The organism is Salinicola endophyticus, from assembly GCF_003206575.1.
GTDB lineage: Bacteria > Pseudomonadota > Gammaproteobacteria > Pseudomonadales > Halomonadaceae > Salinicola > Salinicola endophyticus.
Map to the genome: position 1 here is coordinate 452,397 of NZ_PZJO01000003.1, position 23,236 is coordinate 475,632.

General features: G+C 67.3%; 22 protein-coding genes. 8 read left to right on the forward strand and 14 right to left on the reverse strand.

Features of this window, described 5'->3' with window-relative positions; translation table 11 throughout:
- The first annotated feature begins 60 nt into the window (after positions 1-60).
- A complete protein-coding gene (locus tag DOM66_RS08540; RefSeq protein ID WP_110673649.1) occupies positions 61-924 on the forward strand; it encodes a bifunctional allantoicase/(S)-ureidoglycine aminohydrolase in 864 nt (287 codons plus the stop codon).
- A gap of 24 nt (positions 925-948) precedes the next feature.
- Here the strand turns inward: DOM66_RS08540 and DOM66_RS08545 are convergent, their stop codons facing one another.
- From DOM66_RS08545 to DOM66_RS08555, 3 genes are all read right to left on the reverse strand, one after another.
- Positions 949-2,292, reverse strand: a complete 1,344-nt coding sequence (locus DOM66_RS08545; RefSeq protein ID WP_110689871.1) for an NAD(P)/FAD-dependent oxidoreductase — start codon at positions 2,290-2,292, stop codon at positions 949-951.
- Positions 2,293-2,522: 230 nt separating this feature from the next.
- Positions 2,523-3,185 (reverse strand): GntR family transcriptional regulator, encoded by a 663-nt coding sequence (locus DOM66_RS08550; RefSeq protein WP_110689872.1) that lies wholly within the window; start codon positions 3,183-3,185, stop codon positions 2,523-2,525.
- Between the two features lie 160 nt (positions 3,186-3,345).
- Complete coding sequence (locus DOM66_RS08555; RefSeq protein WP_110673646.1) at positions 3,346-4,518, reverse strand: L-rhamnonate dehydratase; 1,173 nt, start codon at positions 4,516-4,518, stop codon at positions 3,346-3,348.
- Between the two features lie 266 nt (positions 4,519-4,784).
- Here DOM66_RS08555 and DOM66_RS08560 point away from each other — a divergent pair, with 266 nt between their 5' ends.
- Positions 4,785-5,522: a FadR/GntR family transcriptional regulator gene (locus tag DOM66_RS08560; RefSeq protein WP_110689873.1), complete on the forward strand. Its 738-nt coding sequence runs from the start codon at positions 4,785-4,787 to the stop codon at positions 5,520-5,522.
- Positions 5,523-5,552: 30 nt separating this feature from the next.
- Here DOM66_RS08560 and DOM66_RS08565 read toward each other — a convergent pair whose 3' ends face one another.
- Both DOM66_RS08565 and DOM66_RS08570 read right to left on the reverse strand, forming a co-directional pair.
- Positions 5,553-6,500, reverse strand: a complete 948-nt coding sequence (locus tag DOM66_RS08565) for a dihydrodipicolinate synthase family protein (protein ID WP_110689874.1) — start codon at positions 6,498-6,500, stop codon at positions 5,553-5,555.
- A 42-nt stretch (positions 6,501-6,542) separates the two neighbouring features.
- A complete protein-coding gene (locus DOM66_RS08570; protein ID WP_110689875.1) occupies positions 6,543-7,487 on the reverse strand; it encodes a 4-hydroxyproline epimerase in 945 nt (314 codons plus the stop codon).
- A 312-nt stretch (positions 7,488-7,799) separates the two neighbouring features.
- On the opposite strand from DOM66_RS08570, the gene DOM66_RS08575 reads away from it, so the two are divergent.
- Positions 7,800-8,285, forward strand: coding sequence for an ureidoglycolate lyase (locus DOM66_RS08575; RefSeq protein WP_110689876.1), 486 nt, complete (start codon positions 7,800-7,802; stop codon positions 8,283-8,285).
- Positions 8,286-8,350: 65 nt separating this feature from the next.
- On the opposite strand, the gene DOM66_RS08580 is transcribed toward DOM66_RS08575, so the two are convergent.
- The 8 genes from DOM66_RS08580 to DOM66_RS08615 all read right to left on the reverse strand — a co-directional run bounded on the left by DOM66_RS08580 (position 8,351) and on the right by DOM66_RS08615 (position 15,998).
- A complete protein-coding gene (locus tag DOM66_RS08580) occupies positions 8,351-9,841 on the reverse strand; it encodes a sodium:solute symporter family protein (RefSeq protein WP_110673641.1) in 1,491 nt (496 codons plus the stop codon).
- 184 nt (positions 9,842-10,025) lie between these two features.
- Positions 10,026-10,418: a RidA family protein gene (locus DOM66_RS08585; protein WP_110650929.1), complete on the reverse strand. Its 393-nt coding sequence runs from the start codon at positions 10,416-10,418 to the stop codon at positions 10,026-10,028.
- 61 nt (positions 10,419-10,479) lie between these two features.
- A complete protein-coding gene (locus tag DOM66_RS08590) occupies positions 10,480-11,958 on the reverse strand; it encodes an N-acyl-D-amino-acid deacylase family protein (RefSeq protein WP_110689877.1) in 1,479 nt (492 codons plus the stop codon).
- A gap of 16 nt (positions 11,959-11,974) precedes the next feature.
- Positions 11,975-12,838, reverse strand: coding sequence for a MurR/RpiR family transcriptional regulator (locus tag DOM66_RS08595; protein WP_110689878.1), 864 nt, complete (start codon positions 12,836-12,838; stop codon positions 11,975-11,977).
- A 149-nt stretch (positions 12,839-12,987) separates the two neighbouring features.
- Positions 12,988-13,752: an amino acid ABC transporter ATP-binding protein gene (locus tag DOM66_RS08600; RefSeq protein WP_110673638.1), complete on the reverse strand. Its 765-nt coding sequence runs from the start codon at positions 13,750-13,752 to the stop codon at positions 12,988-12,990.
- Positions 13,749-14,423 carry an amino acid ABC transporter permease gene (locus DOM66_RS08605; RefSeq protein ID WP_106420567.1) on the reverse strand — a complete coding sequence of 225 codons (675 nt, stop codon included), beginning with the start codon at positions 14,421-14,423 and terminating at the stop codon, positions 13,749-13,751. The genes DOM66_RS08600 and DOM66_RS08605 overlap by 4 nt, the downstream gene beginning before the upstream one ends.
- Position 14,424: 1 nt before the next feature.
- Positions 14,425-15,090, reverse strand: a complete 666-nt coding sequence (locus DOM66_RS08610; RefSeq protein ID WP_110673637.1) for an amino acid ABC transporter permease — start codon at positions 15,088-15,090, stop codon at positions 14,425-14,427.
- 71 nt (positions 15,091-15,161) lie between these two features.
- The gene (locus DOM66_RS08615; RefSeq protein ID WP_110673636.1) at positions 15,162-15,998 is read right to left on the reverse strand and encodes a transporter substrate-binding domain-containing protein; all 837 of its coding nucleotides are present in this window, start codon (positions 15,996-15,998) and stop codon (positions 15,162-15,164) included.
- 216 nt (positions 15,999-16,214) lie between these two features.
- Between DOM66_RS08615 and DOM66_RS08620 the strand changes: the two genes are divergently transcribed.
- The 3 genes from DOM66_RS08620 to DOM66_RS08630 all read left to right on the forward strand — a co-directional run bounded on the left by DOM66_RS08620 (position 16,215) and on the right by DOM66_RS08630 (position 19,536).
- Complete coding sequence (locus DOM66_RS08620) at positions 16,215-16,973, forward strand: IclR family transcriptional regulator (protein ID WP_110689879.1); 759 nt, start codon at positions 16,215-16,217, stop codon at positions 16,971-16,973.
- Between the two features lie 70 nt (positions 16,974-17,043).
- The gene (locus DOM66_RS08625; protein ID WP_110689880.1) at positions 17,044-18,288 is read left to right on the forward strand and encodes an amino acid deaminase; all 1,245 of its coding nucleotides are present in this window, start codon (positions 17,044-17,046) and stop codon (positions 18,286-18,288) included.
- 471 nt (positions 18,289-18,759) lie between these two features.
- Positions 18,760-19,536, forward strand: a complete 777-nt coding sequence (locus DOM66_RS08630; RefSeq protein ID WP_157959022.1) for a DUF481 domain-containing protein — start codon at positions 18,760-18,762, stop codon at positions 19,534-19,536.
- 101 nt (positions 19,537-19,637) lie between these two features.
- Here DOM66_RS08630 and DOM66_RS08635 read toward each other — a convergent pair whose 3' ends face one another.
- Positions 19,638-20,435 carry an SDR family NAD(P)-dependent oxidoreductase gene (locus DOM66_RS08635; protein ID WP_110678028.1) on the reverse strand — a complete coding sequence of 266 codons (798 nt, stop codon included), beginning with the start codon at positions 20,433-20,435 and terminating at the stop codon, positions 19,638-19,640.
- A gap of 379 nt (positions 20,436-20,814) precedes the next feature.
- On the opposite strand from DOM66_RS08635, the gene DOM66_RS08640 reads away from it, so the two are divergent.
- Both DOM66_RS08640 and DOM66_RS08645 read left to right on the forward strand, forming a co-directional pair.
- The gene (locus DOM66_RS08640; RefSeq protein WP_110689882.1) at positions 20,815-22,881 is read left to right on the forward strand and encodes a TonB-dependent receptor family protein; all 2,067 of its coding nucleotides are present in this window, start codon (positions 20,815-20,817) and stop codon (positions 22,879-22,881) included.
- A 113-nt stretch (positions 22,882-22,994) separates the two neighbouring features.
- The gene (locus DOM66_RS08645; RefSeq protein WP_106418905.1) at positions 22,995-23,174 is read left to right on the forward strand and encodes a hypothetical protein; all 180 of its coding nucleotides are present in this window, start codon (positions 22,995-22,997) and stop codon (positions 23,172-23,174) included.
- Positions 23,175-23,236 lie beyond the last annotated feature (62 nt).

A 23,236-nucleotide genomic window follows, 5' to 3' on the forward strand; every position in this document is an offset into this window, starting at 1 on the left:
GGGTATCGCGCCCGAGCGCGACCCATTCGGGCGGCGCCGTGACTTCACCGAGGAGAACCCATGTCGCAACCTGACGCCCCCCGCAGCGCCCAGCCGCCACGCCGCTACTACGCCCCCCATGGCGGCCTGCCGCCGCAGAGCCAGCTGATCCATGACCGCGCGGTGTTCACCGAGGCCTATGCGGTGATCCCCAAGGGGGTGATGAGCGATATCGTCGTGAGCTACCTGCCGCATTGGGAGAAGACCCGCCTGTGGGTGTTGGCACGCCCGCTCTCCGGCTTCGCCGAAACCTTCTCCCAGAGCATCATGGAGGTCGCCCCCGGCGGCGGCAGCCAGCGCCCCGAGCTGGACCCGGAGGCCGAGGGGGTGCTGTTCGTGGTCGAAGGGGAGATGACCCTGACCCTGGCCGGCCAGGCGCATGTCATGACGCCGGGGGGCTACGCCTACCTGCCGCCGGGGTGCGACTGGCAGCTTCACAACCACGCCGCCGAGGCGGTGCGCTTTCACTGGATCCGCAAGGCCTACGAGGTGGTCGAGGGAATCGAGGTGCCGCCGGCCTTCGTCACCAACGAGCAGGAGATCGCACCGACGCCGATGCCGGATACCGACGGCCGCTGGGCGACCACGCGTTTCGTCGACCCCGCCGATCTGCGCCACGACATGCACGTCACCATCGTCACCTTCCAGCCGGGCGGGGTGATTCCGTTCGATGAGACCCATGTGATGGAGCACGGCCTCTACGTGCTGGAGGGGCGTGCGGTCTATCACCTCAATCAGGAGTGGGTCGAGGTCGAGGCCGGCGACTTCATGTGGCTACGCGCCTTCTGCCCGCAGTCCTGCTACGCCGGCGGGCCGGGGCCGTTCCGCTATCTGCTCTACAAGGACGTCAATCGACAGATGCCGCTGCGGCTATCGCGCCGCTGAGTCCAAGGCCCGGCGTCCATCACTTCAGCGCTCGCGGCCGAAGCGCGTCAGGCGGTAGGGCGCGAACGCCGGCAGGTCGTGCGCGGGTGATGCGGCGCTCGGGCCCGAGGTGGCGCTGGTGTCATCGCCTGAGCGCGCCAGGGCGGCGATCATCTCGGCGCTGATCGCCGCCTGGGTCAGCCCCAGGTGCTGGTGGCCGAACGCCAGCAGCACACGACCGCCGCGGGCGCGATCGATGATCGGCAGGGAGTCCGGCAGCGAGGGGCGAAAGCCCATCCAGGCGCTGGCATCGGTGATGTCGAGTTGATGCGTGAACAGCCCCTTGCTGAGGCGGTGTAGCTGCCAGGCACGCTCCAGGTTGGGCGGGCGTTCGAGCCCGGCGAACTCCACCGTGCCGGCCAGGCGCAGGCCGTCGGGCAGCGGTGTCATGATGAAGCGGCGCTCGAAGGCGGTGACCGCGAACGGCAGCTGCGCCTGCTCGCGGGGTAGCATCAGATGGTAGCCGCGCTCGGTGTCCAGCGGCACGCGGATGCCGGTCAGCGCCGCGGTGAGCGGCGCCGAGTGGGCGCCGCAGGCGATCAGCACGCGGGCGACCCGCAGCGTGCGCTGAGTGGTGGTCAGCGTCACGCCCTCCGTTGTGGTGTGGCCGTCGCTCACCCGCTCGCGGAGAAAACGCACGCCTTCGCGCCGGGCTGCCTCGGCCAGGGTTTCCACCACCCGCAGCGGATTGAGGAAGTGTCCGGTGGCGGGAAAGAAGAGCCCGCCCCGCAGGCGCGGCGAGAGCTCCGGTGCGGCGGCGTGAAGCGCAGCGGCATCCCAGCTCTCCACCGGCACCCCCTGGGCTCGGGTGCGCTTGGCCAGCGCCTCCAGCAGCGGCAGCGATGCCGGCTTCTCGTAGGCCAGGACCGACCCCTGCTGGTGCAGCAGCGTGCCGGCATCCACCGAGGCCAGCAGGCGCTGCCACGCGTCCAGGCTGGCGCCGTTGAGCGCGCTCAGTCCGGCCACGCTGGCGCGGTAGGGGGCCGCACGCAGGTTCCACAGCAGGCGCGCAAACCACGGCAGCCCGCGCGGCAGGTGGCGCCAGTCCAGGCGCAGCGGCCCCAGCGGGTCGAGCAGCATGCATGGCAGGCGCTTGAGGATGCTGGCATCGGCGATGGGGAAGACCTGCTCGGTGGCCAGGTGACCGGCGTTGCCGAAGGAGGCGCCCATGCCCGGCGGCTGGGGGTCGAGCACCAGCACACGCTGGCCCTGGCGCGCCAGGGCCAGCGCACAGCAGACGCCGACGACGCCCGCGCCGATCACGGCGATATCGGCATCCGACGAGGCCGGGGCGTCCAGCGAGTCGGAGGCGGTGGCGGTAGTGGGCATGGGCAGGCTTCTCGCGGTGGGTAGTTCGCCGACGACTCGTCCTGGCGAGCATCACGATGATGGTTTTGTAGATTGTATAAAATCAATATGCCCGACGTCTCGGCGCTTGTCGATCTCTCCCGCTGGGCATGGGTAAGCCAGCGCCCAGGGCCGCGGAAGGCGGGTGGCAGCGGGCGGTTGCCGGGAAAATGACGGCGCAGGGCACAGCCCGGTGCCCTGGCGTTAGGCGTTCATGCCTGGCTGGCCAGATTGCGCTCCAGCACCGCCACGATACCCTCGCAGGCGTCGAGGATATGCCGTTCGAGTACGCGACAGGCGCCCTTGACGTCACCCTGGCGGGCGAGATCGAGCAAGGCGTGGTGCTCGCGCTCGGCCTTTTCGATCTGGCGGGTGTAGAGCAGCTGCATGCGGATGTAGCGATCCGACTTGGTATTGAGCTGGCCGATCATCGCCAGCGCCTCGGGCAGCTCGGCGGGGGCGTAGAGGGCGCGATGAAAGGCGAAGTTGAAATCGCTCCAGTTGTCGATCTGGCTTCCGGCGTCCAGGGCGGCGTCGTAGTCGCTCAGGATCGCCTCGGCCTGGGCCAGGTCCGTCGGGGTCAGCCGCGGAATGGCGCGCTCGAGCACATAGCCCTCGACCAGTACGCGCAGATCGAACAGCTCGCGGATCTTGGCCACCGAGAGCTCGGTGGTGAAGGCGCCGCGGTGGGCGTGGAACTCGACCAGCCCCTCCGCTTCCAGGGTCAGCAGCGCCTCGCGCACCGGAATCCGGCTGACGCCGTAATCCTTGGCCAGGCCATCCTGCCGCAGCTGGGTACCGCCGGTGAACTCGCCGCCGAGAATGCGTCGCCGCAGGTCGTCGGCGACGTACTGGGCCCGGGTCTTGAATGGCATGATGTGAGGACTGTGTGGGGATTTTGCATATTGTGTACAAATGCCCCGATGGCGTCCATCCGCCGGCGGCGCTCGGGGGCGAAGGCCCGCGCTAGCGCGGGCCAAGGGGACGGTCAGAGCGGGCCTTGGCGCGGCAGAAGATCGCGCCGTTCGCTCGAACTCACTCGATGATATGGAACTGCTCGAGATAGTGCTGATTGAGTGTCAGCCCCAGGCCAGGGGTGGCGTCGTCCAGATCGAGCAGGCCATCGACCGGTGCCGGGTCGCCCTCGAACAGGTAGTAGAACAGCTCGTTGCCGATCTCGACATCGTGGACCGGGAAGAACTCCGCCATCGGTGAGGCCAGCGAGGCCATGGTCAGGTGATAGTTGTGCATCTGGCCGGCGTGGGGGATGACCGGCACGCAGAACGCCTCGGCCAGGGCGTTGATCTTGCGCGCCGCGGTGATGCCACCGACCCGGTTGGTGTCGTACTGGATTACCGCCACTGCGCGCTTCTCCAGCAGCTGGCGGAAGCCGTAGTGGGTGAATTCGTGCTCGCCGCCGGAGATCGGGATGCTGGTGAGCCGGTTGAGTTCGGCGTAGCCGTCGATATCGTCGGCGATCACCGGCTCTTCGACCCAGCGTGGCTGGAAGCGCTCGAGCCGCGGCAGCATGCGCTTGGCGTAGTCCAGGTTCCAGCCCATGTAGCAGTCGATCATCAGATCGACCTCCTCGCCGATCACCTCGCGCACCGCGGCTACCCGGTCGAGATTGGCGCGCATGCCCTCGGGGCCGTCGTTGGGGCCGTAGCCGCAGCGCATCTTCATCGCCTTGAAACCCTGGTCCAGATAGGACTGCGCCTCCTGCTGCATGCTGGCGAGATCGCGGCTGTAGAGCTTGGAGGCGTAGCAGGGGATCTTCTCCTTGGTACGCCCGCCGAGCAGCTTGAACACCGGCTGACCGCTCGCCTTGCCCATCAGATCCCAGAGCGCGATATCGACCCCGGAGATCGCCGCCATGCCGATGCCCTTGCGCCCCCAGGCGAGGGTGGCGCGGTACATGCGCTGCCACAGGTACTCGTAGTCGAACGGGTCCTGGCCGATCACCAGCGGCGCCAGATAGTGATCGATGATCGTCTTGGCCACCCTGGGTGCCAGAGCGACGTTGCCCAGCCCCACCAGACCGCTGTCGGTCTCCACCTCCACCGCGGTCCAGCCGTGGAAGCGGAAGGTGTCCATGGAGTCGCCCTTGTCCCACAGCTCGTCCATGGCGTTGGTGCAGAAGTGCGGCATGGGCGGCACGGTCTCGCCTTTCCATTCGAAGACGCGGGCGCGGACACGGGTGATTTTCATGGCGGCTCCTTAGGGGATGTCGAAAGGGGGGTGTCGAAAGGGGATGTCGAATATCTGGTACGCTGGTAGGCTTTCCAGACCAGTAGGGCGACAGTAAGCCGTGTTGCTGGGCCGCATCAAGCGCCGGCACGATGGTGCTAGACCTATGTCTAGTCCGTCCGGGCTCAGGCTATGCCGGGGCGGGCCCGATGCAGACACGGCCTGGAGCGGTGCAAGGCCGTGAGGCGTCGCGCTACGATATCACGCCTGTTTCAGAGACGAGTTCGATGCCCAACCCCGCTTTCGCCCATGAGAAGACGCTTCAGAGCAAGACCAAGAAAGCGCTCCTCGCCGACAAGCTGATCGACATGATCCTCACCGGATTGCTGCGGGATGGCGACGAGCTGCCCGGGGAGCGCGCGCTGTCGCAGCTATTCGGGGTCAGTCGCGAGACGGTGCGCGGCGCCATGGCGCGGCTCGAGGCCGCCGGGCTGATCGCCGTCGCCCATGGCAGCAAGACGCGGATCGTTGCCGGCGAGGCAGAGCTCGCGCGCTTTCGTGACGTGGTCCCGGCACAGCGTGCGGGCGAGTTCGACCCGCTCGACCTCGACAGCGTGTTCGAGAGCCGGGCGGTGGTGGAAGCGGCGATCGCCCGGCTGGCGGCGCGCCATATCGATGCCGAGGGTGTTGCCCAGCTCCGGCGGCTGCTCGAGGCGCAGCGTGAACTGTTCGCCTCGCCGGTGCACTTCCAGCTCTCGGATCAGCGCTTCCACAAGCTGATCTCGGCGCAGGCCCGCAACCCGATCCTGGCGCGCTACGCCGAAGAGCTCTACGCCTTCGGCCTGCCCCTGCGGCGTCAGGTGATGAACGAGCCGGCGGCCATTGCCCAGAGCTATCGCGAACACGGCGCGATCGTCGCGGCGCTCGCCGAAGGCGACCCCGAGGCGGCCGAGCGCGCCATGCTCACCCATCTGGAGAGCGTGCACCGCACCACGCGGGAGCAGCTCTCCGGCCGCCGCGACTGAGCCGTGCCGGCCCGGCGCCGTTTCAGTGCTTCAGGCAGTGCCCAGGGCAGCCGACCAGCGTGCATACCAGGCACGGAACTGGGCGTACTGGGTCTCGGCGTAGCGCTGCTGGGCCGGGGTGAGGGCGTCGCTCTCATTGAAGTGCAGGCGGTACTCGCTATCGCCGTTGAGCACCATCAGATGCTTGTAGTAGAGCACCAGATCGGCGCCCTCATCGAACGAGGAGAGCACGGCCAGCGCGCGCTCCAGCTCCAGTGCCAGGCGCCGCGCCTCGGGGTCACCGGTGGCGGCCTGGCGGCTGAGCTCGACCAGCTTGAGAACCTCCCGTGGCAGCGCGTTGCCGACCCCGGTGATGGCGCCGCTGGCGTTGCAGTCGACGAAGCCGTGCACCACCTGGGTGTCGACCCCCACCATCAGGCTGACGTCATCGTCCTGGGAGGTGATGTGCTCGGCGGCGTAACGCAGGTCCTCGGCGCCGCCGAACTCCTTGAAGCCGACCAGGTTGGGAAACGCCTCGCGCAGCGCGAAGAACAGCTCGGCGCGGGTGGCGAAGCCGTAGTAGGGGCTGTTGTAGATCACCGCCGGCAGCTCGGGGGCGGCGGCCAGGATCGCCGAGAAGTGCGCGCGCTGGGCGCTGCTGGAGGTACCGCGGGAGAGCACCCGGGGAATCACCATCAACCCTTGCGCGCCGACCTTGGCCGCATGCGCGGCGTGGGAGACCGCCTCCTTCGAATTGACCGCGCCGGTGCCGACGATGACGGGCACGCCGGCGGCGACCAGCCGCGCCACGCCCTCCTGGCGCTGGGCCTCGCTGAGCAGCGGCCAGTCGCCCATGGAGCCGCAGTAGACCACCGCGCGCATGCCGAGATCGACCAGCTCGCGCCCCTTGGCGACCAGGGCGTCATAGTCGGGTGTGCGCTCTGCGGTGCACGGGGTCATCAGCGCGGGGATGCAGCCGCTGAAAATGGAATCGCTCATGGTTGTCCTCTGGGATGTCGGTCAGGGGTGGGGCGTAGGCACCTAGGAGGCGGTGATGCCCCAGGCGAACGGATCGCTATCGCCGATCAGCAGGGTGGCATCGGCGGTGACATAGGCGTTGCCGGTGATGAAGGGCAGGATGCGATCGCCCTGCCATTCGTAGCGCCCTTCGAAGCGGCTGCCGGTGATGCTGGCCTGGACCCAGGTCTCGCCGGGGGCCAGCTTGCCGTCCGCCGCCAGGCAGGCCAGCTTGGCGCTGGTCCCGGTGCCGCAGGGGGAGCGGTCGTAGGCCTTGCCGGGGCAGAGCACGAAGTTGCGGCTGTCGGCTGGCGGGTTGCCGTGGGTGTCCGCGGCGAACAGCTCGATATGGTCGATGTGGCCACCGTTCTCGCCGGTGATGGACTGCGCGTCCAGCGCCTGGCGGATCGCCCAGGTAAAGGCCGTCAGCGCCTCCTCGTTGGCCAGCGTCAGCGCCTGGTCGTGCTCACCCACCAGGAAGAACCAGTTGCCGCCCCAGGCGATATCGCCATGCACCACGCCGTAGCCCGGCACCTCGACCGGTACGCGCTGGCGATAGCGGTAGGCGGGCACGTTGCCCACGGTGACCGCACCGTCGTCGTGGAGGATGGCGCTGACCTGCCCCACTGGGGTATCGATGCGATGGGTGCCCGGACTCAGCTTGCCGAGATGGTAAAGCGACGCCACCAGGCCGATGGTGCCGTGGCCGCACATGCCCAGGTAGCCTGTGTTGTTGAAGAAGATCACCCCGCAGCTGGCCTCCGGCGAGACCGGCTCGCAGTAGAGCGCCCCCACCAGCACGTCGTTGCCCCGCGGTTCGAGTAGACAGGCCCGCCGCCATTGATCGTGGTGCTCGCGCAGCAGATCGCGCTGGGCGGCCATGTCGCCGGTCAGCGCCGGGAAGCCCGACATCACCAGCCGGGTCGGCTCGCCGCCGGTGTGGGAGTCGATGACGTGGATACGCTGCATGGGGGCTCCCGTGCCGAGAGGGCGGTGATGGGTGGGGCAATGTTTGGATGATTTTATATTTTATACAATCACCGAGAAGATAAGGGAAGGGGATGGAAGCTCTAGGTCGTCAGGTCGTGGCAAGAACCGGCGGGGAGCCAGGCGCCGAGATGGGATCGGGAGGCGACAGCCATCGTCGGTAACGTGTCCCGGTGGCACGCTCAGAGGGTGTTGCTTTAGACGATAACTTGGGAAACCGGCGCGACGCGCGCGGCCTCATGGGGTAAAACCGGAGGCGGAACACGATCGTGAGTGATGACAGGAGCAGAGCAGATGCAGGAACTCAACGCGCAGCCGCTGACCGCAGCGGCCTTCGCGCCCTTCGGTGAGGTGATCGATGCCCGCGTCGGCGAGTCGTTCGCGATCAACGGGGGGCGTACCCAGCGCCACCATGCGCTGGCCAAGGTCGATATTCGTGATGCTGCGACGCCGCCGCTGATCAGTATCTTCGTCAGCCAGCCGGTGACGCTGCCGCTGGAGGTCGCACTGCTCGAGCGTCACCCGCTGGGCAGCCAGGCGTTCATGCCGCTGCACGAGGAGCGCTTCGTGGTCGTGGTGGCGCCACCGGGCGATGACATCGATCCGAGCGCGATTCGCGCCTTTGTCACCGACGGCCGCCAGGGGGTCAACTATCGGGCTGGCACCTGGCATGCGATCCACTCGGTGCTGGAGCGCGAAGGGGAGTTTCTGGTCGTCGATCGTGGCGGCGCCGACAATCTCGACGAGCGGGAGATGAACATTCGGATCGTGGTGCCGTGACGAGTCGGTCGCAGGCGATGAGCTAGGGTGCCCGTCAGGGGCACCCCAGCTCGTTGGCGTTGGCGTCAGACCGGTTTGCCGCCAACCGCCTTGGCCGGCATGTCGTCCTGCTCCATGCGTTCGCGTTCGTCGTCGATGATCTTGAGCGCCTGTTCCGGTGTCACCTTCGAGGCGGGCGTGACCAGGCTGACGACGACACCCACGATCAGCGCGACCAGCACGGCGGGGATGCTGGGATTGCCCCAGAACGCCGTCCAGCTGTCGACATTGATCACCGACAGCGAGGTCGCCGAGGCCGCCACCAGGGTAGCGATGGCCCCCTGCCAGGTGTAGCGCGGCCAGAAGCGTCCGAGCACGCCGCAGACGAACATCCCCGCCATCACCGTGGCGATCATGCTGGTGATATAGCTGATGACGTTGTTGGAGGTGAGCGCGAACAGCAGCGCCAGGCCGATGGTGACGACCAGCGCCAGCCGGGAGAGCCCCACGACCTTGCGCGCCGACGGCGTGTGGCCGGTGAACAGCACGTAGATATCGCGCAGCAGGATCGAGACCCCGGCGATGGCATCGGAGCTGGCGCTCGACATGGTCGCCGAAAGCCCCGCCACCAGCAGCAGCAGGCCCAGCCACAGCGGCAGGATCTCGGTGGCGAGGAACGGGAAGGCGAAGTTGCTGTTGTCCAGGTTCGGATTGAGCGCGTGGGTCGCCATGCCGATGATCGCCGGAATGACCGAGAAGAACAGATAGAGCACGCCGGTGATCACGAACGACTTGCGCACCGAGGCCACCGAGTTGCCGGAGTAGATGCGCTGGCGGTAGGAGGGTGTCGCCAGTACACCGACGGCGATGACGGCGGCGAGCGAGATGGCCGGTACCAGGCCGATCTTGCCGATCCCGAGGAAGGTGGTGGCGCTGGCATCCATGTGGGTGCCGAGGCCGGAGAAGCCGCCGACCTCGACCAGGGCGATGATCGCCATCACGATGAAGCCGACGAACAGCACCACCGCCTGCACGGTATCGGTCCAGACCACCGCCATGTAGCCGCCGATCACGCAGTAGATGCCGAAGCCCAGCGCGACCAGGATGCGTGCCGTGGTCAGGTCGATCCCCGCCATCCACGACAGGTAGAGGCCGCCGCCGAGGATATGCGCGCCGAGCCAGCCGATGCAGGCGATATAGATCAGCACCGCGACGACGTTACGCACCAGGCGATTGGCGCCGACATAGTAGGAGAGCTCCTCGCTCATGGTCATGAAGCGCAGGCGTCTCACCGGGGCGAACCAGAACGCCAGCAGCAGCACGCCGATCGCCCCGCCGATACCGTAGAGGGCCCCGGCCCAGCCGTTGGCGTAGCCGAAGCCGACCGCCCCCATGCTCGAACCGGTGCCGACCATGGTCGCCACGGTGGTGCCGATGGTCAGGAAGAGCGGCAGGCTGCGCCCGCCGAGCAGAAAGTCGTCACCGCTACCGCGGCTGTGGCGGGAAACCCAGCAGCCGAATGCGATCATCACGATCACGTAAGCGACGAAGGTGCCGAGGAAGACTTGGCTGTTCATGGCTACCTCTTATAATTGTCGTCCCGGTCGTTGCCGCGACCGGAGCAGTGTGAAATGTCATGTCCTGTGGGGTTTTTCACTGCGGTCGCGCCCTTGCCGGGGCGCGACCACCTTTCGTTACCGCTTTCTCATGTCTTTGCAGTGCCGGGAGGCTTGCCCAGAGAGGCCTCCGCTTGGGCGCTCGTCAGGCGCGGTCGGCGCGATAGCACTTGATATCCACCTCTACCTTGCAGTCGACCACCAGGTCCTGGACGCTGCAGATCCGCGCCGGCGGGTGGTCGCCGAAAACTTCCTTGAACACCTTGTTGAACGAGCTGAAGTAGCGCGCGTCGGTGAGCACGGCGGTGACGTGGACCACGTCTTCCACGCCGTAACCGGCCTCCTCGGCGATCTTCAGACAGTTGGCGAAGGCCAGCCGCGACTGCTCGACGATGCTGCCTTCGACCACTTCGCCGTCGGTCATCGGCGTCTGGCCGGAGACGAACAGCCAGCCACCCGCTTCGGTGGCGCGGGCGAAGGGCAGCTTCTGGCCGCCGGTGCCGACGCCGCCTTCGACGCCATAACGCTTGATGCTCATGGAAAATCTCCTCTCTGGGTCAGGGAAGACCCCGCGCGGCGCGCGGGGCCGATACGGGATATCAGGCGGTGGTGGGGCGCGAGGGGCGCGGCGATAGCTGCACCTCGCGTCGCAGCAGGCGTCCGGCGCGGGTGGCGCTGGCCTGGCCGTGGCGATAGCCGATTACGCCATTGACCACCACCAGCTCGATGCCGCTGGCCTTGGCGATCGGCGCGCTGTAGGTGGCGGTGTCCTCGAGCTTGTCGAGGTCGAGCAGCACCAGGTCGGCGAAGGCGCCGACACGAATCTCACCGCGGTCGGTCAGGCCGAAGTTGGCGGCGGAGAGCCCGGTCATCTTGCGAACCGCCTCGGTCAGCGGCAGCAGTTTCAGGTCGCGACTGTAGTGGGCGAGCACCCGCGGGAAGGCACCCCATAGCCGCGGGTGCGGATGCGGATCGTTGGGCAGCCCGTCGGAGCCCACCATCGATAGCGGATGCGCCAGCACCTGGCGCATATCCGCCTCGCTCATGTTGTGGTAGACCGCCCCGGCCGGCTGCAGCCGCCGGGCGGCCTCCAGCAGCGACAGTTCCCACTGCGCGGCGATCGTCTTCAGCGGCTGGCGCGCCATCTCGGGATGGGAGTCGGACCAGGTGATGAAGATCTCGATCTCGTCGGTGACCTGGCCCAGATCCAGCGTCGAGGAGCCGGCGGTGTAGGGGTAGCAGTCGCAGTGCACGCCGTGGCTGTGTGCCGCGGCATCCAGTTTGGCCAGCGCCAGGGGCGCGTTGCCCCAGTTGCCGGCACCGGCGCACTTGAGATGCGAGATCACCAGCGGCGCCTGGCCGTGGGTGGCGGTGGCGAAGGCTTCGTCCATCGCCGCCGGCAGCCCGGCGAACTCGTCGCGCAGATGCGTGGTGTAGACCCCGCCGGCGCGCCCCACCGCGGCGACCAGTGCATTCATCTCCGCGCTGGGGGCGTGGAAGGCGTTGCGGTAGGCGAGCCCCGAGGAGAGCCCCAGTGCGCCCTCGGCCAGGGCGGTCTCGAGCTGGGCGCGCATGGCCGCGATCTCGGCCGGGCTGGCGGGGCGGTCGAAGCGATCCATCACCTGGCTGCGCAGGCTGGTGTGGCCGATCAGCGCGGCGACGTTGACGCTGGGACGCGCCGTGGCCACCGCCTCGGCGTAGGCGGCGAAGGTGGGGTAGCGGAAATCCTCGGCGCGCCCGAGCAGGTTCATCGGGTCCGGTACCTCGCCGTCGAGGCTGACCGGGCTGGCGCTGATGCCGCAGTTGCCGACCACCACCGTGGTCACCCCCTGGGAGAGCTTGGGCAGCATCTCCGGGGTGCGGATGACATTGGTGTCGTCGTGGGTGTGGACGTCGATGAAGCCGGGGGTCAGGGTCAGCCCCTCAGCCGCGATCTCCTCGCGGCCGCGGGCCTCGGCCAGGTCGCCCACGGCGACGATACGCTCGCCGTCGACGGCGACATCGGCGACGAAGGCGTCGCGGCCGCTGCCATCGATGAGATTGGCGCGGCGGATCAGCAGGTCGTGCTGGTGTGACATGGTCGCTCCTGGCGGCTCAGTCGCCGAGCGGCTGGCGATTGTCGCCACCGCGATGGGCATCGAGGGTGATCTTGAGTCGCCGCAGCTTGTCGCGGGTCCGCGCCCGGTGGCGCAGCGCCAGGCCCAGCGCCAGCATGTCCACGGCGGCCATCATGGCGTAGCGTGACGACGACGGAAAATAGATGAAGTCGGTCTCCCGCGAGGCCAGCGGTAGCGCCAGGTCGGCGATGCCGGCCAGCGGCGAGGCCACCGCGGTGATCGCGATCACGCGTGCACCGTATTCGCGGGCCAGCTCGGCGGCATCGTTGATCTCGGGGGTGTAGCCGCTGGCCGAGAGCGCCACCACCACGTCTTCCGGCTCCAGGGTGGCGGCGACCATGCGCGGCAGCAGCGCCTGGGGATAGGCGCTGATCGCATAGCCCAGCCGCACCAGCCGGAACTGCAGCTCCTGGGCCATCACCGTGGAGCCGCCGCCAGCGCCGAAGACCAGAATCTGACGCGCGCCATCGAGCATCTCCACCGCGCCCTCGACGTCGGCCTGCTCCATCAGCGTGCGGTTGAGCGCCAGGGTCTGGGTGGCGCTGTCGTAGATCACGCCGAGGCCATCCTCCTCGTTCGCCTCCTGGATGAAGCGACGGCCGGCGGCCAGGGCGCGGGTCAGGCGGGTCTTGAGGTCGCGCACGTTACGGCACTCCACCGCCCGGGCGAAGCGGGTCACCGTGGCGTCGCTGACCCCGGCGCGAGCGGCGATCTCGCCGATGCTCGCCTCGGCGACGAAATCGATATCGTCGAAGATCAGTCCGGCGACCTTGCGCTCGGCGGCGCGCAGGCTGGGAAGACGGGCGGTGATCAACGATAGGATGTCGACCTGCTGGCTCACGAAGCTCTCCTTTGGCGGGGCCGGTCTCGGGCGGGAAATGCATGCCTGTTAGTTTCTATCCTAATTTCTGAATTCGTGAAAGTTATTTTCTTTTAACCTTCGTCGACAGCCAGCACCGGCCCCGTCCCGCCGGGGCGAAGCGCTCGCGGTCACAGTGACGAGGTCTTGAGAAACGCCTGCAGCCGCGCTGACTCTGGGGTCGAGAACAGCGTCGCCGGCGGGCCCTGCTCGGCGATGCGGCCGCCATCCATGAACACCACCTTGTCGGAGACATCGCGGGCGAAGCGCATCTCATGGGTGACCAGCACCATGGTCATGCCCTCCTGGGCGAGGCTGCGAATGGTCTCGAGCACCTCGCCGACCCGCTCCGGATCGAGCGCCGAGGTCGCCTCGTCGAACAGCATCACGCGGGGATTCATGGCGATGGCGCGGGCGATCGCGACCCGCTGCTGCTGGCCGCCGGAGAGCTGGGCGGGGCGATGATCGCGGCGCTCCCGCATGCCCACCCGCTCCAGCCAGTGGTCGGCCAGCTCCACCGCCTGGCGCCGGGACATGCCACGCACCCGGGTGAGGCCGAGGGTGACGTTGTCCAGCGCGCTCATGTGCGGAAACAGGTTGAACGCCTGGAACACCATGCCGGTCATCGCCCGCTGGCCGGCGATCTCGCGCTCGCTGGCGCGCACGCGCTGGCCGTTGCGCTGGCGATAGCCGATGCTCTCGCCGCCGATCCGCACCTCGCCCTGGTGGAACTCCTCGAGCAGATTGAGGCAGCGCAGCAGGGTGGTCTTGCCCGAACCGCTGGAGCCGATGATGGAGACTACCTCGCCCTCGTTCACCACGAGGTCGATGCCTTTGAGCACCTCGAGTTCGCCGAAGCGTTTGTGCAGCGCGCGCACTTCCACGATGGGAGTCATGTCGTTCTCCTGGCGGGGCGGTCGAGGCGCCGGCCGACGTAGCGTCCGACCTGCTCGATGGCGAAGTCGATCAGGAAATAGATCAGCCCCGCGAGCAGGTAGAACTGCATGTTGAGAAAATTGTTGCTGATGATCTGCTGGGTGGTGAGCAGCAGCTCGGCGACGCCGATCACGGAGAGCAGCGTGGACGCCTTGACCATCTCCACTGCGGCGGTGATCCAGGTCGGTAGCGCATAGCGCAGCGCCTGGGGGAACAGGATGTGGCGGAAGATGCCGCCGAAGGTGAGGCCGATGGCGCGGCCGGCTTCGATCTGCCCGCGCGGCAGCGCCTGCAGGGCGCCGCGCAGGATCTCGCCGACATGCGAGGCGCAGAACAGCGTCAGCGCCAGCACCCCGGCCTGGAAGGCGCCCAGATCGAGGCCCACGGCGGACGAGATATAGAAGGTGGCGAGCACCAGGACCAGCACCGGGGTACCACGGATGATGTCGATGTAGGCGCGCGCCGGCCAGCGCAGCGGCTTGATGCCGTAGGTCACGGCGACCCCGATCGCGATGCCCAGCAGGGTGCCCGCGACGATGGCCGAGAGTGAGACGCCGATGGTGACCGCGGTGCCCTGCAGCAGCGCATCCCGGTGGCTGAGCACCTGGTCGAAGAAGTAGTCCCACTGCATCTCAGTTCGCCTCCAGGACCAGGCGCTTTTCCAGCGCCCGCAGAATCAGCGTGATGGCGTAGCAGCAGACGATGTAGAGCAGCGAAGCGACCAGCCAGACCTCGATCACGCGGAAGGTCTCGGAGTTGATCTTGCGCGCATAGTAGGTCAGCTCCGGCACCGCGATGGTGGCGGCCAGCGAAGTGTCCTTGAACAGCGAGACGAAGTTGTTGCCGAACGCCGGCAGCGCGTTGCGGAACATGATCGGCAGCACGATATCGCGCTGGATGCGGGACCGGGTCAGGCCGATCGCCTGGCCCGCCTCGATCAGACCCGGTGGCACGCTCAGCAGCCCGGCACGGAAGACTTCGGCCATGTAGGCGCTGGTATAGAGCGACAGCGCGAGGATGAAGCTGTTGATCTTGTCCAGCGACAGCCCCAGCTGGGGCATGCCGAAGAACAGAAACAGCACGATCACCAGAATCGGCAGATTGCGCAGGGTCGAGATCCAGGCGAAGGCGAGGCCCGCGAGCCAGCGGCTCGGTGCCCGGGTGGCGAAGGCGACGACCAGACCCAGCAGCGAGCCGATCGCGATGGAGACCAGCGCCAGCAGCAGGCCCAGCCCGATACCGCTCAACAGCAGCGGCCACTGCGCCAGGATCGGGGCGAAGTTGAAGTGATAGCTCATGGCAGTTCATTCACCGGCGGTGATTCGAGGACCGGCCGCCGCGCCAGATGCCGGCGCGGCGGCCCCGGGGCTCAGCGCATCTCGCTGGGGAAACCGGTCTCGGGCGCCGGCGGACGCTCGCCGAACCACTGTTCGAAGGCCGCGGCATAACGCTCGAACTCGACCCCGTTCATCGCCTGTTCGAGGGTGGTGTTGACGAACTGCAGCCAGCGGGCGTCGTCCGGCGAGACCGCGCAGGCGTAGGACTGCGGGTTCCAGGCGTAGCCGGCGTCGGTATAGCGGCCGCTGTTGTTCTTCATGTACCACTTCAGCGTGGAGAGATCGGTGGCCACGGCGTCGGCGCGGTGGGAGTTGAGCGCCTGATAGATCAGGTTCTGGCTCTCGTACTGGTCCACCTTCGCCTCGGGCAGGGCCTGATGCACCATCTGCTCGGCGTAGACGTTCTGCAGCACCGCCACCGTGATGTCGCTGCCGGCCGCCTTGAGCGCGGGGTAGTCGGCGTAGTCTCCGCCGTCGAGCATCAGCAGGCCGACCCCTTCGCGGTAGTAGGGCACGGTGAACGCGACCTGCTGGGCCCGCGCCGCGGTCACGGTCATCGCCTGGCAGGAGATATCGACCTTGTTGGTCAGCAGGTTGGGAATGCGCGCATCGGAAGATTGATTGACGAAGCGCACCTTGCTGGGGTCGTTGAACAGCCCCTGGGCCAGGATATGACCGATATCGGCATCGAAGCCCACGGTCTGGCCATCCTGGGTGAAGTGCCAGGGCGGATTGGCGCTGCCGGTACCGACGATCAGCTCGCCGCGCGCCAGCACGTCCTGCAGGGTGTCGGCGTGCACGTCGGCGACGCTCAGGGAGGAGAGGGCAAATACCGAGATGGCGCCCAGCATCTTGTGGATCGTGGTCATGGGTAGGCTCACCTGTTGTTGATGTTGTTTGCGGCTGCTGGTGTGCGGCTGCGATCCGGTGTCCCTATTCGTTGTCGTCCGATATATCGGACGGTTGTCTGGTTTACCGGATAAATCTATACTGCGCGCATTCCCGTCCGCCGCGCAAGAGGGGCGTATCCAGGCGATCACCGCCTGGATACCATGGCCTCTCATGCCGGCCAGCCATGAGGCGATATGCGTCAACCCACGACATCGACGTCCCGGGCGCGCGGCGTCGACCGCGTCATCTCGCTGTGCGAGCAGCTCCATCTGCATCGCGAACCGATGACGCCCAAGGAGCTGATGGCGGCGACCGGCGCGCCGCGCTCCAGCGTCTACGAGCTGATCAATCTGCTCAGCGAGGCCGGCTGGCTGGAGACCGGCAGCGACGGACGCATCTTCTTCGGCCGCGCGATGCACTACTTCGGTCTCGACTACGCCGACCACAACGATCTGCTGCGCCGGGCGCGGCCGGTGATGCGCCAACTCTCGGCGCGCTTCGACGAGACCACGCAGCTGTGCATGCTCGACGGCGACAAGTACACCGTCATGCTCAACGAGAATGGCGCGCGGCCGTTTCGGATCAGTTCCGAGGTCGGGGTCAAGGTGCCGATCCCCTGGACCGCCTCGGGGCGCGTACTGCTCGGCGGCATGCCGCGGGAGGCGATCCTGGGGCTGGTGCCGGAGGCCGATTTCGTGCTGCCCAGCGGTGAGCAGATCGATATCGACGCGTTTCTCGCCGAGATCGAACACACGCGCCAGCGCGGCTATGCGCTCACCGAAGGGCTGGTGGACAGCTTTGCCTGCTGCATGGCGGTACCCATTCACGAAGGCGATACCGTCGCCCGGGCGACGCTCTGTTTCACCGTGGGGCGCAATGCCGATCAGGCACGCCGCGAGGCTCTCGTCGAGGCTCTGCGCGAGGCCGCGGCGACGCTCTCCCACGGCGACTGAGCATGGCCCTGGCGCTGCGTGTTCCCTTCTCCTGCGTTGTCATCTTTCGCTCTGCCTCTGGAGACCCGTCATGCACGACCCGCTCACTCCTGTTTCCGTGATCAGCAGTGTCCCCGTGATCGAGAAGGGCACGCCCTACGCTGCTTCGGCGTCGACGCCGAAGCAGCTGCTGCGCGACGTGCCGCTGCCGGCGGCGGCGGTGCTGGCGCCGGCGCTGGCCCACAACATCGCCTGGATGCAGCGCTTTGCCGCCGACCATGGCGCCGAACTGGCACCCCACGGCAAGACCACCATGACGCCTGAGCTGTTCAAGCGTCAGCTGGCGGCGGGGGCCTGGGGCATTACCCTGGCCACCGCGGTACAGACGGCGGCAGCCCACGCCCACGGCATCGAGCGCGTGCTGATGGTCAATCAGCTGATCGGCGAGCCCAACATGGCACTGGTGGCGGATGCCATCGCCGCAGGGCTGGACTACTACTGCGTGGTGGATGGGGTCGACAACGTACGCGCGCTGGGGGCTTTCTTCGCCGCCCGCGGCCTGCGTCTGCAGGTTCTGGTGGAGCTGGGTGTCGCCGGTGGGCGCTGCGGCTGTCGCGACGCCGATCAGGTCGCGGCGGTGGTGGCGGCGATCGCCGCCGAGCCGGCGCTGGCGCTGGTGGGGGTCGAGGGCTACGAAGGGCTGATCCACGGCGGCGACGAGGTCGCGGCGGTACGCGCCTACGCCGCGCGGCTGGTGGAGACGGTGCGCAGCCTGCGCGAGAGCGGGGCGCTGGCGCGCGAGGCACCGATCGTCACCGCCTCGGGATCCAAGTGGTTCGATCTGATCGCCGAGGGTTTCGACCGCGCCGAGCTGCGCCAGCACTACACGCCGGTGCTGCGCCCCGGCTGCTACGTGGTCCACGACCACAAGCTCTACGCCGGCGCCATGGCCGAGATCAAGTCACGCCATCCGCAGCTCGCCGGCGAGCTGCAGCCAGCACTGGAGGTGTTCGCCCAGGTGCAGTCGCTGCCCGAGCCGGGGCGCGCGATCGTCGCCCTGGGCAAGCGCGACATCGGTCATGAGCCGGATCTGCCCATCGTCCTGCGCCGCTATCCGCAGGGGCAGGCGACGCCGTGCGCGGTCGACGGCTGGCGCAGCGTGCACATCATGGACCAGCACCTGTTCCTTGAGCTGCCTGCCGGTACCGAGGTCGCGGTGGGTGACGTGATCGCCTTCGGCACCTCGCACCCCTGTCTGACCTTCGACAAGTGGCGTCGCCTGCTGCTGGTGGATGCCGACCTGAACGTCGAGGAGACCCTGGAAACCTGCTTCTGATGCTGCCCTGACATGCCGCATCACAAAATTGGAAATCCTTTCCATAAATATTGACGCCAGCATCCCGCTCGCTTAACTTGGCACCGGCGAGCGATGCCGGTGCCCTGTGCCCGACGTCGACGCCTCTCTACTTGCGGGCCATGACTGCCGACTGCGGCGGTGGTGGCCCACCCGAGCGCTCTTCCGTCGGGTAAGAGACCTTATTCACAGACGGAAGCTTGGCGAGCCATTGGCTCGCTTTTTTTTGCCCCAACGGCACTGCCGGCTCGACACGACGCTCACGCTCGCCGACTTTTCGTAGGCCCCTGGGCGCTGTTGCACCTTCTAAAGCTTTGGTTGTCTATACCTCTCGTTTTCGCCTGTCCGCCCGCGCCACCACCGGGCGAGCGCGGGTCGCGGCGATCTTCATGCCGGGCAGCCACGTGCCTGCCGGCATGAGCGTTCATGGCAGTCAGAAAGGAGGCGTACGTGATGCATCAAGGACGACCGAAGACGCGGAAGCGGGCTCGGCAGTGGCTGCTGGGCGCCGGGTTGCTGGCACTGGCTGGCGGCGCCCAGGCCCAGCTCGAGGATTTCGAGGCGCTGGGCAATCCGGCCGAGGCCGAGAAGCCGTTCGAGGGGCAGGCCGAGCTGGGCTACAACAAGATCAGCGGCAACAGCCATAGTGAAAGCCTGCGCGCCGCCGCCGACATGACCTGGTTCGATGCGCCCTGGTCCTACAACCTCAAGCTGGGGGCCAAGAGCGCCAGCGACGAGGACGAGACCTCCGCCGAGGAGTACTTCGTCCAGGGGCGCACGCGCTACAACCTCTCCCGTGCCAACTACCTGTTCGGGCTGGCGCGCTGGGACAAGGATCGTTTCTCCGGCTACGACTCCCAGAGCACGCTGATCGGTGGCTACGGCCGCCAGATCCTGGAGGGGCCGCCGCATTCGCTCTCGGTCGAGGTCGGCCCCGGGGTACGTCACGACGAGTACACCGGTGACGGCAGTGACGACCTGGCGCTGTTCTACGCCGGGCTGGACTACGGCTGGCAGTTCTCCGATAACTCGCGCTTCAGCCAGACCCTGGCCACCGAGTCGTCGCGGGAGAACATCATCGGGCGTTCCGAGACGGCGCTGATCGTGTCGATGAACGACGCCCTGGCGCTCAAGCTCTCCTACGAGGCCGATTTCAACGACAACCCGCCGCCGGGGGCCTCCAGCCAGACCGATACCACTACCGGAGTGTCGCTGGTCTATCACCTGTGAGCACCCGCACTGACATGTTAGCACCCGCACTGTCGGCATCGCCCGCGCTGGTGTGACCATCGGTGCGGGCTCTGGTGTCAGTGCTGGCTTCGGCTCCGGCGTCAGTTCTGGACCGACATCACCGCCCCGCCATCGACGCGCAGATTGCTGCCGTTGACGAAGGAGGCGTGGGGGGAGAGCAGCATCGCGATGATGTAGGCGACCTCGTCCGCCTCGCCGCGGCGCTTGGCGACGATGCCCGGGCGCTCCTCGTCGAGAAAGCTCTCCACCGCCTCGTCGAATGAGCAGTTCAGCGCTTCGGCGCGCTGGTGCATCATGCCGTCGGTCATCGGCGAGGCGATGAAGGCCGGTGCCACGGTGTTGCACAGCACCCCGTGCGCCGCTTCGCGGTAGGAGAGGTTCTTGATGAAGGCGCTCAGCGCGGCCTTGGCAGTGTTGTAGACCGCCTCCTCCCAGTAGGGCTGCACGGTGTTCTCCGAGGTGAGGCAGACGAAGCGCCCCCAGCCCTGCTCGCGCATGGCGGGGATGGTCGCCCGCGCCAGTCGCACGGCGGAGAAGAAGTCGATCTGCCATGCCTCTTCGTAATCGGCGTCCGTCAGTGTCAGCGGGTCGCCCTTGGCGCCGGTGATGCCGGCGGCGTGGACCACCATGTCGATATGGCCGAAGCGTTCGCGGCCGCGGGCGACGAGCGCGTCGACCTGCGCCTGATCGGTGACGTCGGCGGTGACGCAGAGCGTCGCGGCATCGAGGTCGGCGGCGGCTGCCTCGAGCGCCTCGGCGTCGATGTCGCTGAGGACGAGATTGACGCCCTCGGCGGCCAGCCGCCGCGCGGTCGCCAGACCGATACCGCCCTGGGCGCCGGTGACCAGGGCGGTCTTGCCGCTGATGGCGAGATCCATGCTATGCCTCCTTGCAGACGATTGAGATGCCGTCGCGCAGGCGACGACACCAGCTCTGTACGAAAACTGGCTGCGCTCGGCAATACGGTGTTAAAAATCGGCTCAAAATGCTCATTTACACCCCGTAAACTCCGCGTTTTCACCGATTTTTGCCTTGTCTTGCCTTCGCTCGCTGACTTTTCGTACAAACCCTAGAGCCTTGAGCATGGCCACGATTGGCGTGCGGCGCCAACCCGGCTTTGTCAGCCCGGACAGGCTGCGGCATAGTGGGCGCTTCTCGCCATCATCACCAGACAACCCCGCACAGCGGACGACGCCAGGCATCGTCTGCAGGCCGCGCCGTCGTCGCGCCAGAACGGGGGATATCGCAGGGAACGCCATGACAATCCGAATTCTCTCCCCGGCGCTCGGCGCCGGGGTGCTGCTCGCGCCTTTGAGTGCGCTGGCCCAGGCCGGCAGTACCGCGCCCATGGCCCAGCCGGTCATCGAGGTGACCGCGCCACGCCTGGCGCGGGAACTCTACGCGACGCCGGCGGCCGTCTCCGTGGTCGACCGCGAAGCGATCCAGCAGGGCCAGCAGCGGGTCAGGCTGGACGAGTCGCTCGATCTCGTCCCCGGCCTCTATCTGCAAAACCGCAACAACTTCGCCCAGGGGCAGCGCATCGCCATCCGCGGTTTCGGCGCGCGGGCGCCGTTCGGTGTGCGCGGTATCACCGTGATGGTCGACGGTATCCCCTATACGCTGCCCGACGGCCAGGCTCAGCTCGATGCCATCGATCTCGACAGCGCCGAACGCATCGAGGTGATCCGCGGACCGGCCGCGGTGCAGTACGGCAATGCTGCCGGTGGGGTGATCAGCGTGACCACGGCGAATGGGCGCGACGATCCGGGTAGCCATATTCGTATGGAGGGGGGCAGTCACGGTTATCGCAAGTTCGCGGTGAGCAACGGCGGGGTCAATGGCCCCTGGTCGCACCATGTCAGCCTCTCCGCCCTCGACTATTCGGGCTACCGCGACCACAGTGCCACCGAGAAGTACCTGCTCAACGCCAAACTGCGCCGGGAGCTGGGCAGCGACCGTGCGCTCACCGCCATCGTCAATCTGCTCGACAATCCCGAGTCCGAGGATCCGGGCGGGCTGACCCGGGCGCAGGTGCATGCCGACCGCGATCAGGCCGGGGCCTTCACCGAGAAGTACGACACCGGCCAGAACGTCGATCAGCAGGTGTTCGGCCTGCAGTACGAGGATCTCTCGGCGGGGCCCGGCGCGCTCTATCTCAAGGGCTTCTATCTGCGCCGCGACTTCGAGCAGCAGCTGCCCTATCCCGGCGACAGCCTGATCGACTATCAGCGTGACTACTATGGCGGCAGCGCCGAGTATCACCAGACCGTGCACCTGGGGCAGATGCCGCTGCGCTATGTCGCCGGGGTCGATATCGCCCGCCAGCGCGATGATCGCGGACGCAAGAACGTCGCCTTCAGTGGCGCGGTCACCGGCACGGCGGCCGACGAGACGCAGACCGCAACCTCGCTGGGGACCTTCGTGCAGGGCGATCTCGATCTCGACGAGCGCTGGACGCTCTCCCTTGGCGGGCGCTACGACCGGGTCAGGATGAAGATCGACGACGCCTATATCGACTCCGCCAACGGTGACGGCGACGACAGCGGCGAGCGCACCTTCGATCAGTGGAGCGGCAGTGCCGGCATCAGCTATCGCTACCGTGCCAACCATCAGCTCTACGCCAACACCGGCACCGCCTACGAGACGCCGACCTTCTCCGAGTTCGCCAACCCCAGCGGGGCCGGCGGCTTCAATGGCGATATCGAGCCGCAGAAGGCGTGGAATCGCGAGCTGGGGCTGCGCGGCAGCTTCGCCAACGGCTTCGACTACGACGTCGCGCTGTTCTCGGTGCGGGTGCGCGACGAGCTGGTGCCCTACGAGGGTGAGTCCGGGCGCACCTTCTACCAGAACGCCGGCGACAGCGAGCGCGATGGGCTCGAAGTCGCGCTCGGCTGGCAGTTCACCCCCAGCTGGCGCCTCGACAGCGCCCTGACGCTGGCGCGCTACCACTTCGACCACTTCTCCGATACCCAGGGTCGCTACGACGGCAAGCGCATCCCCGGCCTGCCGCAGCAGACCTGGGTCAACCGGCTGAGCTGGGAGGGGCTGGGGGAGCGTTTCGCCAGCATCGAGACCCAGTACGTGGGCGATATGGTGGCGGACAACGCCGGCGAGGTAACGGTCGGCGACTACTGGCTGGTCAATCTGCGCGGTGGCGACGGCTGGCATCTCGGCGGCGATACCTGGCTGAAGACCTATGTCGGTATCCGCAATCTGTTCGCGGTGGAGCACTATGCCAACGTGCGCATCAACGCCAGCAATGCGCGCTACTTCGAGCCAGCGCCGGGCCGAACGGTCTATGCTGGTATAGGTCTGGACTTCTAGGCTTTGTCCGAAAACGGCCTGTGCTCGCCGGCTGTTCGTACACCCCCTAGGCATCAAGCATAACGACACCGGGCTACCCGAGGGGTGCCCGACGGGATCACGAGGAACCTAACATGCGTCATCTGCTCTCTTTTGCCCTGGCTGCGCTGCTGCTGTCACTGCTGGCCGGCTGTACCGTCAACACTTACGCCGATGGCCAGCGCGAGGTCCAGCCCGGCGTGCCCCAGGACGGCCCCACCGCCAATCCGGCGGATGCCACGCGGGGTCAGGAGGGGAGTGGCGAGCTGCCCTGATGAGCGCTGGAGTCTAAGTCAAGTTTGGGGCCGGGCGGCCGATATCGTGCTATGTATCTGCC